The sequence below is a fragment of the Nocardia gipuzkoensis genome, assembly GCF_021183645.1.
GTDB lineage: Bacteria > Actinomycetota > Actinomycetes > Mycobacteriales > Mycobacteriaceae > Nocardia > Nocardia abscessus.
Genome location: NZ_CP089225.1, coordinates 6328083 through 6341916, shown reverse-complemented (window position 1 = coordinate 6341916; position 13834 = coordinate 6328083). Strand labels below are relative to the sequence as shown.

The 13834-nt window shown below is 66.9% G+C and carries 12 protein-coding genes and 1 pseudogene; 7 read left to right on the top strand and 6 right to left on the bottom strand.

Features of this window, described 5'->3' with window-relative positions; translation table 11 throughout:
* Positions 1-27 precede the first annotated feature (27 nt).
* Complete coding sequence (locus LTT66_RS28890; RefSeq protein ID WP_233061739.1) at positions 28-609, top strand: TerD family protein; 582 nt, start codon at positions 28-30, stop codon at positions 607-609.
* 102 nt (positions 610-711) lie between these two features.
* Complete coding sequence (locus tag LTT66_RS28885; protein ID WP_233061738.1) at positions 712-2061, top strand: family 1 glycosylhydrolase; 1350 nt, start codon at positions 712-714, stop codon at positions 2059-2061.
* A gap of 51 nt (positions 2062-2112) precedes the next feature.
* Here the strand turns inward: LTT66_RS28885 and LTT66_RS28880 are convergent, their stop codons facing one another.
* The gene (locus tag LTT66_RS28880; protein WP_456299732.1) at positions 2113-2670 is read right to left on the bottom strand and encodes an SDR family oxidoreductase; all 558 of its coding nucleotides are present in this window, start codon (positions 2668-2670) and stop codon (positions 2113-2115) included.
* Between the two features lie 347 nt (positions 2671-3017).
* Between LTT66_RS28880 and LTT66_RS28875 the strand changes: the two are divergent.
* A pseudogene (locus tag LTT66_RS28875) lies at positions 3018-3915 on the top strand (manganese catalase family protein).
* Positions 3916-4015: 100 nt separating this feature from the next.
* On the opposite strand, the gene LTT66_RS28870 reads toward LTT66_RS28875, so the two are convergent.
* The gene (locus tag LTT66_RS28870; RefSeq protein ID WP_233061737.1) at positions 4016-5395 is read right to left on the bottom strand and encodes an FAD-binding domain-containing protein; all 1380 of its coding nucleotides are present in this window, start codon (positions 5393-5395) and stop codon (positions 4016-4018) included.
* A 145-nt stretch (positions 5396-5540) separates the two neighbouring features.
* On the bottom strand, positions 5541-6224 hold the full coding sequence (locus tag LTT66_RS28865) for a TetR/AcrR family transcriptional regulator (RefSeq protein WP_233061736.1): 684 nt from the start codon (positions 6222-6224) through the stop codon (positions 5541-5543).
* A gap of 362 nt (positions 6225-6586) precedes the next feature.
* On the opposite strand from LTT66_RS28865, the gene LTT66_RS28860 reads away from it, so the two are divergent.
* Positions 6587-7288 (top strand): 2OG-Fe dioxygenase family protein, encoded by a 702-nt coding sequence (locus LTT66_RS28860; protein ID WP_408638684.1) that lies wholly within the window; start codon positions 6587-6589, stop codon positions 7286-7288.
* A 79-nt stretch (positions 7289-7367) separates the two neighbouring features.
* Here the strand turns inward: LTT66_RS28860 and LTT66_RS28855 are convergent, their stop codons facing one another.
* Complete coding sequence (locus LTT66_RS28855; RefSeq protein WP_233061735.1) at positions 7368-9170, bottom strand: CocE/NonD family hydrolase C-terminal non-catalytic domain-containing protein; 1803 nt, start codon at positions 9168-9170, stop codon at positions 7368-7370.
* Between the two features lie 307 nt (positions 9171-9477).
* On the opposite strand from LTT66_RS28855, the gene LTT66_RS28850 reads away from it, so the two are divergent.
* Positions 9478-10134 (top strand): maleylpyruvate isomerase N-terminal domain-containing protein, encoded by a 657-nt coding sequence (locus tag LTT66_RS28850; RefSeq protein ID WP_181720386.1) that lies wholly within the window; start codon positions 9478-9480, stop codon positions 10132-10134.
* Between the two features lie 7 nt (positions 10135-10141).
* On the opposite strand, the gene LTT66_RS28845 is transcribed toward LTT66_RS28850, so the two are convergent.
* Positions 10142-11365: a cytochrome P450 family protein gene (locus tag LTT66_RS28845; RefSeq protein WP_233061734.1), complete on the bottom strand. Its 1224-nt coding sequence runs from the start codon at positions 11363-11365 to the stop codon at positions 10142-10144.
* Between the two features lie 293 nt (positions 11366-11658).
* Between LTT66_RS28845 and LTT66_RS28840 the strand changes: the two genes are divergently transcribed.
* Positions 11659-12009 carry a PNPOx family protein gene (locus LTT66_RS28840; protein ID WP_228820812.1) on the top strand — a complete coding sequence of 117 codons (351 nt, stop codon included), beginning with the start codon at positions 11659-11661 and terminating at the stop codon, positions 12007-12009.
* Between the two features lie 35 nt (positions 12010-12044).
* On the opposite strand, the gene LTT66_RS28835 is transcribed toward LTT66_RS28840, so the two are convergent.
* Complete coding sequence (locus LTT66_RS28835) at positions 12045-12665, bottom strand: TetR/AcrR family transcriptional regulator (protein WP_195035016.1); 621 nt, start codon at positions 12663-12665, stop codon at positions 12045-12047.
* Positions 12666-12903: 238 nt separating this feature from the next.
* Between LTT66_RS28835 and LTT66_RS28830 the strand changes: the two genes are divergently transcribed.
* Positions 12904-13830: a metal-dependent hydrolase gene (locus LTT66_RS28830; RefSeq protein ID WP_233061733.1), complete on the top strand. Its 927-nt coding sequence runs from the start codon at positions 12904-12906 to the stop codon at positions 13828-13830.
* Positions 13831-13834: the final 4 nt, after the last annotated feature.

The window sequence follows — 13834 nt, the reverse complement described above, 5'->3', positions numbered from 1 at the left end:
ACAGGTAACCATCAGTATCCTGATGTCGTGATTACGCTCAAGAAAGAAGACGGCGCCGCAGACCTCGCAGGTATCTCGAAGTTGAGTGTGGGGGTGAGCTGGGACCCGTCCTCCGGCACGAGCGGCGGCGCACTCGGCTGGGCGCGCCGCAAAAAAGGTGTGGATCTCGATCTGATCGCCGTCCTCATGCAAGGCAACGAGCCGGTGCGCTTCGCTGGGCTGGATTCGCTGGATCCCCTGGGCAACGGCTCGGTCGCGCACACCGGCGACGAGCAGACCGGCGCCGCTTCCGGTGACGACGAGACCATCCACGTGACCTTCGGCGACGTGCCCACCGCGATCGACGCGATCATATTCGTCGCCGCCGCCTTCAAGAAGGGCACCTCCTTCGAGAAGGCGAACAACATCTCCTTCCGGATCTACGACGCGTCCGGCGGCAGCAGCCAGCAAGTCGCCGATATCTGGCCCTCGCTGCTCGGCACCGACAACGCCAACGCGGTTGCCCGCGCCTTCCGCAACGGCAACCAGTGGCAGCTGGAAGTCCTCAACCGTCAAGGAAAGATCAAGCAGGGTGACATGCAGGCGCTACTGCGCTTCGCCATGCAGTAGCGGCAATGCCTGCGGCGGCAACGATTGTCCGCTTCTTCGAATCGAATCGCGCTGATACGCGGATTTCGACAATCGCCGGACGGGCTTGGTTACCCTGGGCCAATGCGATCTCGGTTCCGTCGGTACGTCCTGGCCGCGCTCGCCGCCGCGGCATCCACACTGCTGCTGGCCACCCAGTCCTCGGCCGCCCCGCTGATCCAGCCGGCCGCCGGTCCGGCGCCGCTGGGCTCGGACTTCCTCTGGGGCGTGTCCACCTCGGGCTTCCAGTCCGAAGGCCATGCGCCCGACAGCAATTGGACGCGATACGTCGCCGGAACCCCGGGCTACGACGAACTTCGCGATTCGGTCGACTTCTACGACCGTTACGCCTCGGACATCCGGCTCGCGGCCGATCTCGGCGTGCAGGTGTTCCGGATCGGGATCGAATGGGCCCGGCTGCAACCCGCGCCGGGGGTGTGGGACGAGGCCGCATTTCGCTTCTACGACGCGGTCATCGCGGGCGTCGAGCAGGCCGGGATGCGCCCCATGATCACCCTGGATCACTGGGTCTACCCCGGCTGGGCCGTCGACCGCGGCGGTTGGCGCAATCCGCGGATGGTCGAGGACTGGCTGGCCAACATGCGCAACGTGGTCGACCGCTATGCGCCCCGCAATCCGTTGTGGGTCACCGTGAACGAGCCCGTCGCCTACATCATGCACGAGGTGCGGCGGGGCGCCGCGGATGCCGGAGAGATGCTGGAACGGGTCGCGCAGGCACACAACGCCATTTACGACTACATCCACCAGAACCACCCGGGCGCCCAGGTGACCAGCAATGTCGGCTATGTGGCCGGCTCCGAGGCCCAGGTCAACGGTCCGTTGGTCGACCGCATCGGCGACCGGCTCGACTACGTGGGCGTCGACTACTACTTCGCCTACGATCCGGCCCAGTCGCTGATCGAGTCCATCATGCGGGCCAGCGGCTCGGCGATGCCGAACCTGCCGGGGCCGCAGATCTGGGACCTGCCGCTGCGCACCGAGGGCATCTACTATGCGCTGCAATTCTATTCGCGCCGATTCCCGGGCAAGCCCCTCTACGTCGTCGAGAACGGCATGCCTACGGAGAACGGCCGTCCACGCGCCGACGGTTACACCCGCGGCGATCACCTGCGCGATACCGTCTATTGGCTGCAACGCGCCAAGGCCGACGGTATGAACGTCATGGGCTACAACTACTGGAGCCTCACCGACAACTACGAATGGGGCAGCTACGCCCCACGATTCGGGCTCTACACCGTGGACGTGCGCACCGACCCTGCGCTGACCCGCCGCCCCACCGACGCCGTCGGCGCCTACACCCAGATCATCGGCGCGGGCGGAGTCCCGGACAACTACCGTCCCACCCGCGGCCCGGCCATCTGCTTGTTCGTCGATCCCCCGGCCAGCTGCCTCTCGCCGGTAGCGGACAGATAGCCGCTGTTCCGTCGCCGGTGCGCACCGGGTCCCCGCGCTCCGATCGGCACTCTAAGGCGTGCGCCATTTCTCGTCGGACAGCAGGGTGCTGGCCTGTGGCCCCATGAGGAGCATGCCGCCGTCCACGACATACGACGCGCCGGTGATATAGCTCGCCGCCGGTGTGGCCAGGAACGCCACTACGGCGGCGACCTCTGTGGCGTGACCGGTTCGCCCCAGCGGAACGCCGGGCCGGTGCTGCTCCCGCGGATCGGCGTCTTCCTGACCGGTCATCGGTGTCGAGATCTCGCCCGGCGCCACCGAATTGACCGTGATGTCGTGTTCGGCGAGTTCCAGTGCCAGCACTTTCGTCAGTGCCCCGAGGCCCGCTTTGGCGGCACAGTACGGCGCGGCGCCGACCCGCGGCGCGTGTTCGTGCACGCTGGTGATGTTGATGATCCGGCCACCGTCCCCCGCGGCGATCATGTGTTCGGCGGCGCGCCGCGCGCAGAGAAACGGGCCGTCGAGATCGACCGACAGCACGTGCCGCCAAGCGTCGAAGGCCATGTCCATGACCTTCTGAGCCGATCCGGTGCCCGCGCAGTTGACCAGCACGTCGAGGCCGCCCAATTCCTCGGCGAGTTCGTCGATGACCGGCGCGGCGGTCGACGGATCCGACTACCCGGCCGGGCACACACCGCACCCGGGCACCGTCCCTCGTGGCACGGATCCGGCCGCCGCGTCCACCCGACGTTACGACCTCCGATTCCGGGTACCCGGCCCCGGAACGAGCCGCGAAGCACCGGCGTTACAGCGGATGACTGTCCCCCTCGGCACGCCGTGCCGTTGCGAACGACACGTCACCGGAGACCGTATCGTCGCCACGGAATCGAGTAACGCATCTCTTTCTCGTCCTGCTCTCGGTAAGGCACGAAAGCCGCGCTGGGGGAACGGCGACCATACTGGTAAGGAGAGCGATGTTCACACACAACAAGGATCTCCAGTTCGAGGTTCGCGTGGACCGTCCCGATCCGCGTTTCGCGGCCCTGCTGCAAGAACAGTTCGGTGGTGCCAACGGCGAATTGAAGGCCGCCATGCAATATTTCAACCAGGCGTTTCTGCTGCGTGGCAAGCATCCGAAAACCTACGACCTGTTCATGGACATCGCCACCGAGGAATTGAGTCACAAGTCACCTCGAGATCGTCGGCGCCATGATCACCATGTTGCTCGACGGGCTCAACGACGATCTGAAACAAGCCAGCGAGCGGTGCGACTGGATGCCGGTCGTGGCGACCTCCGAGGGACGTGACCACGTGATCCATCAGGTCGCGACGAATCCGCTGTACTTCGCGCTGAGCGGCGGCGGGCCCGTCTTGACGAACGCCGCGGGCGTGCCGTGGTCGGGCTCGTATGTCGACGCCAATGGGGAGCCCTCGGTCGACCTGCGCAGCAATCTCGCGGCCGAGTCACGCGCCAAGATCGTCTACGAGTATCTCAAGCAGTTCACCGACGATCCCGGTGTGCAGGACACGCTCTCGTTCTTGATGACCCGCGAGATCGCGCATTTCCAGCAGTTCACCGCGGCGTTGAACGAATTGCCGGTCAACTTCCCGCCGGGCGCCCTGCCCGGCGACGATCGGTTCCAGAACGTCGCGTTCAACATGTCCAACGGCGCCGCGAGCGCCCGCGGCCCGTGGAACGAGGGACAGGGCCCCTGGCCCGCGGGGACGGAATGGCGCTACATCGACAATCCGGTCACCGAATGGCTCGACTCCGACGACCGCGTGAACCACGGGGCCGAGAACAACCCCGCAGGCGAGCCCGCGGTCCACGGCAGCAAACCGTTCACCCACGAATCGCACATTCCGGACTGACCATCGCGGCGTGATCGCAGGCCAGGCGCTCAGCGGGCGGCGCGCGGCGGCAAGGGCCGGGCGCCGCAGGCATCGATGGGCTGTCGCGACCGGCCGAAGGCTACGAGCCCCGCGGCGCTGTCGACAGCGATTGCGCGAACCCCGCCGAGGACTCGTCAGGGACGGTCGGTGCGGCTATGGGGGCGGGATATATCGAGGTCGGCACGCTGTGGCGCCACGGGCGATGGATTTCCGAACCCGGCAGGGCAGCCAGTTCCGGTATCCAGCGCCGTACGTAGTTACCCTCGGGGTCGTACCGTTCGCCGGTGCCCGCGGCTCCCGGATCGAGCCGCCCCACCTGCTGCCAGGTGAAGCGATTGCTCGCGGCATCGGCGTCGAGCAGCCAGCGGCGGAAATGGTCGGCACCGACGCGCCAATCCACTCGTAGCGTCGTGGTCAGGAAACTGGCGGCGATCACCCGGGCTCGTTGCGGCATCCATCCTTGTGCGGCCAGTTGCCGCATGCCGGCGTCGACGATCGGATATCCGGTGCGCCCGTCGCGCCAGGCGCGGACCACGACCGGATCGTGGGCCTGCGGCCCGCGGTCGCGATCGTCCGACCGCGCGATGTCGGCGCGGGCGGCGAGGAACTGGAGATGGAAGTCGCGCCGAGCGAGCAGGCGGACGAAGGCGCGGCCGTCGGTCGTGGCCATATCGGCGCGGTGCACCATTTCGGCTGCGGAAAGGCAGCCGAAATGCAGGTACGGCGACAGCCGGGAGAATCCCTCGCGCGTGAGGTCGCCGCGGGCCCGCCCGCGTGCTTGTCCCTGGCCTGCGGTGCAGCCCCGCAACAGAGCACGACCTGTGATCTCGCCGCCGACGGCCAGCTGCGGTGACACCGCGGCATCGCCGAGTTCGTCGAATCTCGGAACCGGATCGCTGTCGACGCGCGGGACGAGCAACTCCGCGGGCTTGTCGAGCGGGAGCCGCTTCGGGGCCTCCAGCCACCGGCGGAAGTACGTCGCGAAGTCCGGAGCCTTGCCGTCGCGGCCGTGCGGGGCGCAATCGATGGCATCCACGGCCGTGATGGTGGCGGGATGTATGTGCAGTAGGCAGCTACGCCGGTCCAGCCGCTCGCGCAGCGCCCGCAGCCGGCATCGGCCGTACCAGGTGGCATCTTCGGCGACATGGACACTGTCGGCGTGGACCTGCGCCACCACCCGATCCACCGCCTCGACATAATCCCCGTGCCGGATCACCAGTTGCCCTCCAGCACAGCGGAGTTCGGCATCGAGTTCGGCCAGCGCGGCGGACAGGAACCGGAGTTGATTGCCCGCGGGGCGGGCGCTGCCGACGATGCGGTCGTCGACCACGAACAGCGGAACCACCGCAGCGCCCTCGCGCACGGCGGCCGAGAGGGCCGGATTGTCGTTGACACGCAGGTCACGGGTGAAAAGTGCGATTGTTACGGCCATGCAATGGTCATTTTCGACGACTGGCATCCATCGAGCGGATCGACGACGGCGTGATCGGACATTCGGCTGCGGTGACCACGCCGAGGTGGGTATCGGAGTAATGAAATTTACGCCAATGCTGATGGACGGCAGCTGTCATGTCAAGCGCGGGCGGCGGCGCCGCGCGCCGGGGTCAGCGCTCGCGGAAAAGATCGGTCAGCCACGGTTCCAGGTCGGCGCTGAGCGCGGTCAGATCCGGCTCGTCCGACTCGTCGAGCGCATCGGCGGTGAGTTGGCGCACCGCGTACACGACGCCCAGGTAAGCGGTGACCGACAGCGCCGGTAGCCGTTTCCCGCCCGCGCCGCGCACCAGACCGCGGATGTATTCGGCGAACAGCCGCAGCGCCTTACGTCTGCGCCTGCGGACGGCAGGGCCCAGCGCCTCGATCTCCACCTGGTAGGCGCGGGCGACGACCAGGTCGTTCTGCAGGGTGCGCAGGTACTGGCCGAGTGCGTCGCCCACGATGGCCCGGCGGTCTCGGCCCACGATCTCCGCCGCGGTCAGCTGGGTCAGCAACACTTGAATGAAGCGGTCGTAGCCCGCGAATACGCATTCGTCCTTGTTGGCGAACGCCTCGTAGAAGGCCGCCAAGGAGACTCCGGCCCGTTTCGCGATATCGGTGGGGCCGAACCCGGCGTAGCCGCGAGCGGCCAGCAGTTCGGTCACGGCGGCGAGCAGCCGCTCCCGCTGCGCGGCCATCACCTGCTCCCGCGCCAGTTTGTGCCTGCCACGCGGCAGTGCCTCCGGAAGTGTGAAGAACACGCCGTTTCGCACCGGCACGATCGGTGCGTCAGCGTCGGCGGGCGCGGCGGACACACCTGCAGACTACCGAGCGACTCGGCCCCGGCCATCCGTCGAGGCCCCGGACAGCTGCTCTGGGGCGTGGTAGCCGATTCCGGGTATGGGTGCCGCATCAATGGGTAGCCGCAGCACATGACCGAGGAACTCCTCGCACTCGGCACTGGAGCTTCGCGCAGCTGCCCGAAGACGATCCCGCCGAAGCCACCCGCCGAGGCGTCGAGTCTCTGCTGAGCGACCGGCCGCGAGTCGGCGTCCGTTGACCCTGTCCGGAGAGCGACCCAGTCGCGAGAGGTCAGAGAGGCAGACCACCTGTGAAGCGAAACCCTCCTGCGGCACGAACGGATGTCCGGGCCGCGGCCCCGCGGGCGGAGCAGGCGGTGGAAGCCGCCCGCGCGGCATTGGCCCGCGACGGCGTCCACCTCATGCCCGCTGTGGTCACGACATCGAGTCTCGGCATGGCCACAGCGGACTGGGACCACTTCCGCCGTCATTGGGACGAGTTGGGCGAGGACATCTACGCCGGCGCCCGCGGCACGTGCAGGCTGCGCCGTTACGGGAAGTTCTCGCTCACCGACCCCGCCGGGCGGATCGAGCTGCTGCCGCAGGAGTCCTTCGTGCAGCCGGAGAACAGCAATCCGCTCTACGTGGACGTGGACCGCAGGTTCGAGCCCCTGACCGATGCCTTCATGGCCGATCCCGTGTTCCTGGCGGTGCTGCGGCTGCTCGCGCGGGTGGCGACGGCACTGGACGACCCGTCGAAGTGGAGTGCGAAGGTGCATCCTTTTCGAGTCGTCGCATCGGCGGACGCGAACGGCCTGCCGACCCCGGAAGGCCGCCACCGCGACGGTGTGACTCTGGTGTCGTCGCTTCTGGTCGGCAGGCAGAACGCTGTCGGTGGTGCGAGTTCGGTGTTCGACGCGAACGAAAGGCGGCTGCTGCGCACCACCCTGAGCAAGCCGGGAGCCCTGCTGCTCGGCGACGACCGCCGCACCCTGCACAGCGTCTCGCCGGTGCATCCGATGGACCCCCGCCGCCCCGCCTATCGCGATGTTCTGGTGGTGACCTTCGCGCCGGGCTGAGCAGGCCGGACTCGATCAGCAGTTCTCGGCCGTCGACCTTCCCGTGGCCCGGGGCTCGCTCCCGGGCCACGCGCGCCGATCAGCCGAGCGGCAACTCCAGGCAGCAGGGGGCGCCCTGCGGTGAACTGATGGTGATCCGCGAGCCGACCGTGTTGGCGCTGGAATAGAGGAAATCCATCCCGTCGACGACCAGCATCAACCGGTGACCGTCCAGCAGGTCGTAGGCGGCCGCCTGCAACTCCCAGGAGACGGTGGCGGGCATTTCCGACTCGACGGTTTTCGGCTCGTGCGTGATGATCCGCGCCGAACCGTCTTCATCGACGTCGAGCAGGTAGGCCATCACCGTCGCGGACTCGCCGGTGCTGTCGACGGTCAGCTGCAACCGGGGGATTCCGCGAATCTGCCGGGCTACGCCACCTCGCACCGCGAGCAGCGGCCCGGTCGACCAGACCAGGGCATGGCTGCGATCGATCTCGCTCGTCCGGTAGATCTTGGGATTGCCGGCCCACTCCTCCTGGCCGGTCGTCATGAGCTTGTCCATGGCGACGACCTCGGCCTCCTCGCCCACCGTGAACTCACGCTGCCAGCCGGCCGTGACGTCGGCGATCAGCGCACCGTCGCCGCCCTCGCGCGTATCGGTCAAGATCAGTGTTTCGGTGTCGGTGGTGACGTCGGCCCACGAGGCCTTCTCCTCGCGCCGCGCGGGTTCGATGATCACGTTCTGGCCGTCCCCGGCTGCCGGAGTGGTCACGTAGGTGAACATGACCTGGTTGCTGATCTCCGGCCACGTGTCGACCCCGTTGTCCTCGTCTTTGAGGTAGTGGTCGAGCCAGGCATATGCCTCGCGCAGCGGTTCGTTCGGTCCCGCGCCGGGCATGGGTGGAGCGATCAGGCCTGGGCCTTCCGGCGCCGCGTGATCGCCGATCCACATGTTCAGCCGTTTGGGTCGCGGGAGCTTCTCGAAGGTCTCCAGAACCTGGTTCACCGGGAAAAGCCCCTCGTGCCAGGTGTTGGAGAAGAACGTCGGAATATCGCGGGAACCGACGTATTGTTCCGGCGCTCGTTCGGTGCCCCATGCGACGACCGGATTCATATCTGTGCCCTCGTCGAATTTCGCCAGGATCTCCAGCGTCGCCTCGTCGAATTTGTCCTCCTTGGCGCCGCCGGTCAGGCCGATCAGCGCCTCAACGGCCCTGACGTGCCGGGTGGCGTTGTCGTACAGACTGGTAGCCAGGTTGCCCCACGTGCTCAGAGCGACGACGACGTCGACTCGCTCGTCGTGCGCGGCCACGAGCTGGCTGATGCCCGAGCCGTACGACTCACCCATGAAGGCGATTCCGCTGGGCTCGAGCGCGTCGATCGCGTAGGTGAGCACCTCCGAGCCGTCCTCCCAGTCCCGTCGACCGGCGACATCGATCTTGCCTTCGGAAGTGCCGAACCACGGCAAGTTCGTTCCCGGTATGACGGTCCAGCCGATACCGCGTGGCGTGTAGGCCAGGACGTGATAACCCTTCAGCGCGAGCGTGAGATAGGCGTACTCGAACAGCGGCCACCCGACGGGCGTCCACCCGGCCGGAACGACCACCAGCGGGCACGGGCTGCTCGTTGTCTGCCGCAGCATGTGCGCCGACAGACCGGTCCCGTCTGCTGTCTCGATGCGCGGAAACGTCGGCACGGCGACGTTCAGCGCCCGGCTCACCACGTCGTCCACGTCATCGGGCACCAGGCCCTTGCCGCTCCGCTTCTGCAGGGCACTCACCAAGTTCGACGCGAACTGCACCGCCTCCGGGCGGACCTGCCCCTGAGCGTCCCAGGGCCCCTCGACGGCGATCCGAGCGAGCTGTTCAGACGTGGTCCCGACGATCGAATCTCCTTGCGACATACGCGTCATCGATCCTTCCTGCCAGTTAACTGCGGAATAGCGGACGGCAGCAGCTTGACACAGAACGGGATCGACCGTGCGAAATCAGACGATGCGTTCTCCATTCGAAATAGGCTCATGAACAGCGGAAACGTTGCAATTTTCGACTAACGTCCGCACGTGTCACCAGATCGGCGCATCATGTTTGCCACTGGTGTCGGCCGTGCGATTCGCGTGGGGTGGCGCCGCTCCGCGAGGACGACGCCTCGGCCGGGTCGGACCGCCGAAATCTGTCGCGGGGCGCGCCGCGCGCTGCTAGCTTCCCGGCGTGGATGACTTCTCACGCTCTTGGGCAGCGTTGCGCGCGGCGGTCGCCGACCTTTCGGACGAGGATTTCGCACAGCCGTCCGGCTGTACCGGCTGGCTCGTGCGAGACCTGGTGTGCCATCTGATCATCGACGCTCAGGACGTCCTGATCACCCTGGTGACGCCCGCCGAAGCCGAACCGACCCGCGACGCGGTGACCTACTGGGAAGTCGCCGACACAGCGCCGACCGGCGCCGACCCGCTCGACGCGCTGATCGTGCGGCTCGCCGCCGCGTACCAGGAGCCGAGGTTGCTGAAGATCCACTTCGAGGACGTCGGCGCCGCCGCCGGGCGCGCGGCCGAACTCGCCGACCCCGGTCTCCGGGTCGGCACCCGCGACGAGGTACTCACCGCGGGCGACTACCTCCGCGCGTACGTCCTGGAGAGCACCCTGCACCATCTCGACCTGATCGCGCACCTCCCGGTGGTGGACGAGCCGCCTACGGAGGGGCTCGCCCGGTCCCGCGAAATGCTGGAGAAGATCGCCGGGGCCCCGTTCCCCGCCTCGCTCTCCGACACCGACGCACTGCTGGTCGGCACCGGACGACGGGCACCGACCGACGCGGAGAAGGCCGCACTGGGCGAGCTGGCCGCGCGACTTCCGTTCGTCCTCGGATGAGCGAGCCTTACCGCTGTTCGCCACCCAGTTTGACCGGCACCGACAGGGGGCCGATGGTGAAGAAGGACGGCGAGTACGGGATGTCCTTCGGGTCGATGGCGAGTTCCAGTTCCGGCAGCCGCCGATACAGCGAAGCCAGTGCGAGCCGCCCCTCCAGACGGGCCAGCCCGGCGCCGATGCAGTAACGCGGGCCGTGGCCGAACCCGAGGTGCCCGCCCTGCTGCTTGCGGGTGATGTCGAACTGGTTCGCGGTCTCGCCGTACTCCGCCGGGTCGATCCCACATGCCTGATAGGCCACGCCGACCGCGCTACCCTTGGGAACGGTCACACCCGCCACGGTGACCTCCGTCAGCGTGAACCGCCAACTGGTCATCATCACCGAATGACGGTAGCGGACAGTCTCTTCCACGACGTCGGCCCAGCGGTCCTCGGCCTTGGCCAGCGCGAGCTGGTCCGGGTGCTGCGACAACGCCAGAATCGCGTAACCGAGCATGTGCACCGTGGTCTCGTGGCCGGCGACCAGCATGATCCACAGAACGGCGACCAATTCTTCGGCCGTGAGCTTGTCGCCTTCGTCGCGAGCTTGCACCAGGCCCGAGGTCAGATCATCGCCGGGCTCGCGCTGCTTGCGGTCCGCCAGTTCGTACAGGTACAGCATCAGCGCGTTCTGCGTCGCGAACGCCTCTTCCGGCGGGGTGGTGTGCGCCAGGAGCGTCGCGGTCCACCGCCGCAGCCGATCCCGTTCCGGCTCCGGCACTCCGAACAGTTCGCAGATCACCGCCATCGGCAACGCCTCGGTGAAGGTGGGCACCAGGTCGACACCGTCGCCCGCGGCGACGACCTCGTCCAGCAGCCCGTCGATGATCTGCTGGATGCGCGGCTCCAGCGCCTGTACCCGGCCCGGGGTGAACGCCTTGCTGATCAGGCCGCGAAGCCGCCGATGGTCGGCGCCGTCCTTGGTGGACAGGTGTTCGCCCTGCACGATGGCGCGCAGGGGCCAGTCCTCCGGAATGGAACCGTCGTACAGGGCGGGCCAGTGCTTGGGGTCTCTGGCGAACGTCTTGTTGTCCCCGGCGAGGATCTCGCGCACCGCCTCGTGCGTCAGCGCCAGGTAGGCGGGCACGCCGCCGGGAAACTCCACCTCGACCACCGGCGCGATCTCCCGGAGCCGGATGCAGGTGTCCAGCAGATCCTCGTTCGGGGCGGGGAATGCGGGCAGGCTGGTTGTCATGGGAATTCCCTTCTGCGCGTGGCCTTCCAGCCGTCGTGGTGACGGTCGTGCACGAGTATCACGGCGTGTTCGGCCACCGGGCCCGGCAACGGGCGAATCCTGCCTCCAACCAGAACTCGAGTGTCGGAAAACGAAATCCGGAACCTGTCGAACTGCAAATCCCCTGTGGTGAGCCTGCGACGGCACGTCGGCCGGAAAGGACCGACCCACTGGAACGGGCCGACCGCCACCGTGGCGGTTAGGGTGGCGCTGTTCGGATTTTTCCGTGAACCGGCCAGGAGGAAGTCGTGGAACTGAAGACGGTGGTGGGACGCACCGTGCGAGCGGTGAACGGCGGGGTCGCCGCCCTCCTCGACGTGCCGCTGCTCGGGCGCTTGCTCGGCAAGGGATTCGTGGTGGTCACGTATGTGGGGCGGCGGTCAGGGCGAACGTTCAGCACGCCGGTCAATTACTGGCGAAAAGGAGACGAACTCGTCATCGGAGTCGCCTTGCCGGACAAGAAGACTTGGTGGCGGAACTTTCTGGACGAGGGCGGCCCCATCACGCTGCATCTCGACGGTGCGCAACGGCGCGGGCACGCGATTGCGCAACGCGACGAACGCGGCCGTGTCTTCGTGAAGGTGCGTCTCGACGACGCGAGCTGATCTCCCGAGTGCGTCGATCCCATCCGGACGAGCGGCTAGACGCTTGCGGACGGCTTCAGCTGGGCGATGATCGCGGCTCCCATCCAGCGGCGTAGATAGCGCCGCAGATCATCCTCGCCGCGGGGTGGGTTGCCCGGGGAAATGAAGAACGACTGCATCGTTCGCAGGACGTATTCGACGAGTTCGTGCAGCGACTCGTCGTCGTACCCGTACCGCTCCCAGTCGACGTCGAAGCGTTTGATCATCGTCATTCCGAAGGCTTGCGCCTCTTCGGAGGTGAGGCTCTCGGGGTGGACGTTCGAGTAGGTGCTCGACAGCAGGATGCCGAGATGGGGTGTCCGGCGCACGTCGGCCAGGGTGTACACCACCGCCTCGGTCATCGCTTCCACCGCGTCCTCGATGCCGCTGACGTGCCGTGCCAGCCGATCGAGGAAACCGTCGACCGAAGCCATGGCCGCGGCCGTCATCAGCGCATCGGCACTGGGGAAATATCGGTAGACCGTCTGCCGGATGACGCCCAGCGACTCCGCGACGTCGGCGATGCTGATCTCCGAGCCGGTCCGGCCGATCAGCTCGACGGCGGCGGCGACTATGCGACGAGAGGCTTCCTCGTCGTCTTTCGGCGGACTCCCGCCCCACCCGCGCCTTCCTGCCACTGCCCGCTTCCTCGACTTGCCGCCTGTCGCTGGCGAACCCCCTGATGGAGGGCCTGACGACCATCCAAATCAAGGGCTCGACGGTATCACAGGGCGGCCCTGCGCCCGTTGCACGGATCGAGCCTCGATTCTTATCATACACAAACGTGGTTCTGTGTATGATCACGTCCAACGCGGCTCGGTCGCATCCGGGCGATGCCGCCGGACCGGTTCGATTCGAAAGACGAGGTACAGCCCAGTGACCGATCTTCAAGTCCGGAAGATGCGCTTCGCATTCGCCGACTACGACGTGCCGTTCTTGTGGAACGAGGAGAATCCGGCCTTCTCGTCCATGGCCAACGCGGTGTCCTTCCTGGCGATCGGCTTCGAGAAGATGATCGTCAACATGATTCGCGAGGCCATGCCTCTGATCACGGATCCGGCGGTCGCGGAGGAAGCCGACGCGTTCGTGCGGCAGGAGGGACAGCACTCCACCGCCCATCGCCAGCATGCCAACGGTCTGATCCGGCGCTACCCGGGATTGCAGGAGACGCTCAACGAGGTGATCGCGGAATTCGACCGCCTCACGGTGCACACATCGGTCGAATACCGGCTCGCCTACACCGCCGATCTGGAGGCGACCTTCACGCCGGTGTTCAAACTGATGCTCGACAACGACTCGACCCTGTTCCGGCCGGGAGACGACCGGGTCGCTTCGCTGTTCATCTGGCATTTCGTCGAAGAAGTCGAGCATCGCAGTTCCGCGCTGATCATCTTCGACTCCGTCGTCGGAAGCGACGTGTACCGAATGCGCATGGCTCCGTCCATCTTCCGGCACGTGCTGAAAGTGATCAGGGTGGCCTGCGCGGGCTTCAACGAGCACGTCCCGCTGGAAGAGCGGAAGGTCGACGCGTTGTCGATGTTCGCGTCCTACCGGCGGAGGCAGAAGCTACGCACGTGGTTGCCGTTTCTGCATGCGGACGACCACGGCCCGATGCCGCGCGCGTTCGATCATCTCCCCCTTCGTGAGCAGCTCGTCGCCTTGGCAGGCGTCATCCGCAGTCAGTTGCCGAAGCACAACCCGGACCACGAGAAATTGCCCGCACTCGCCGACGTGTGGTTCCAGCGCTACGAGGCCGGATACGACGTCTCGCACTGGTACACCGCCGACGCGGTCGCACCCTAGGAGC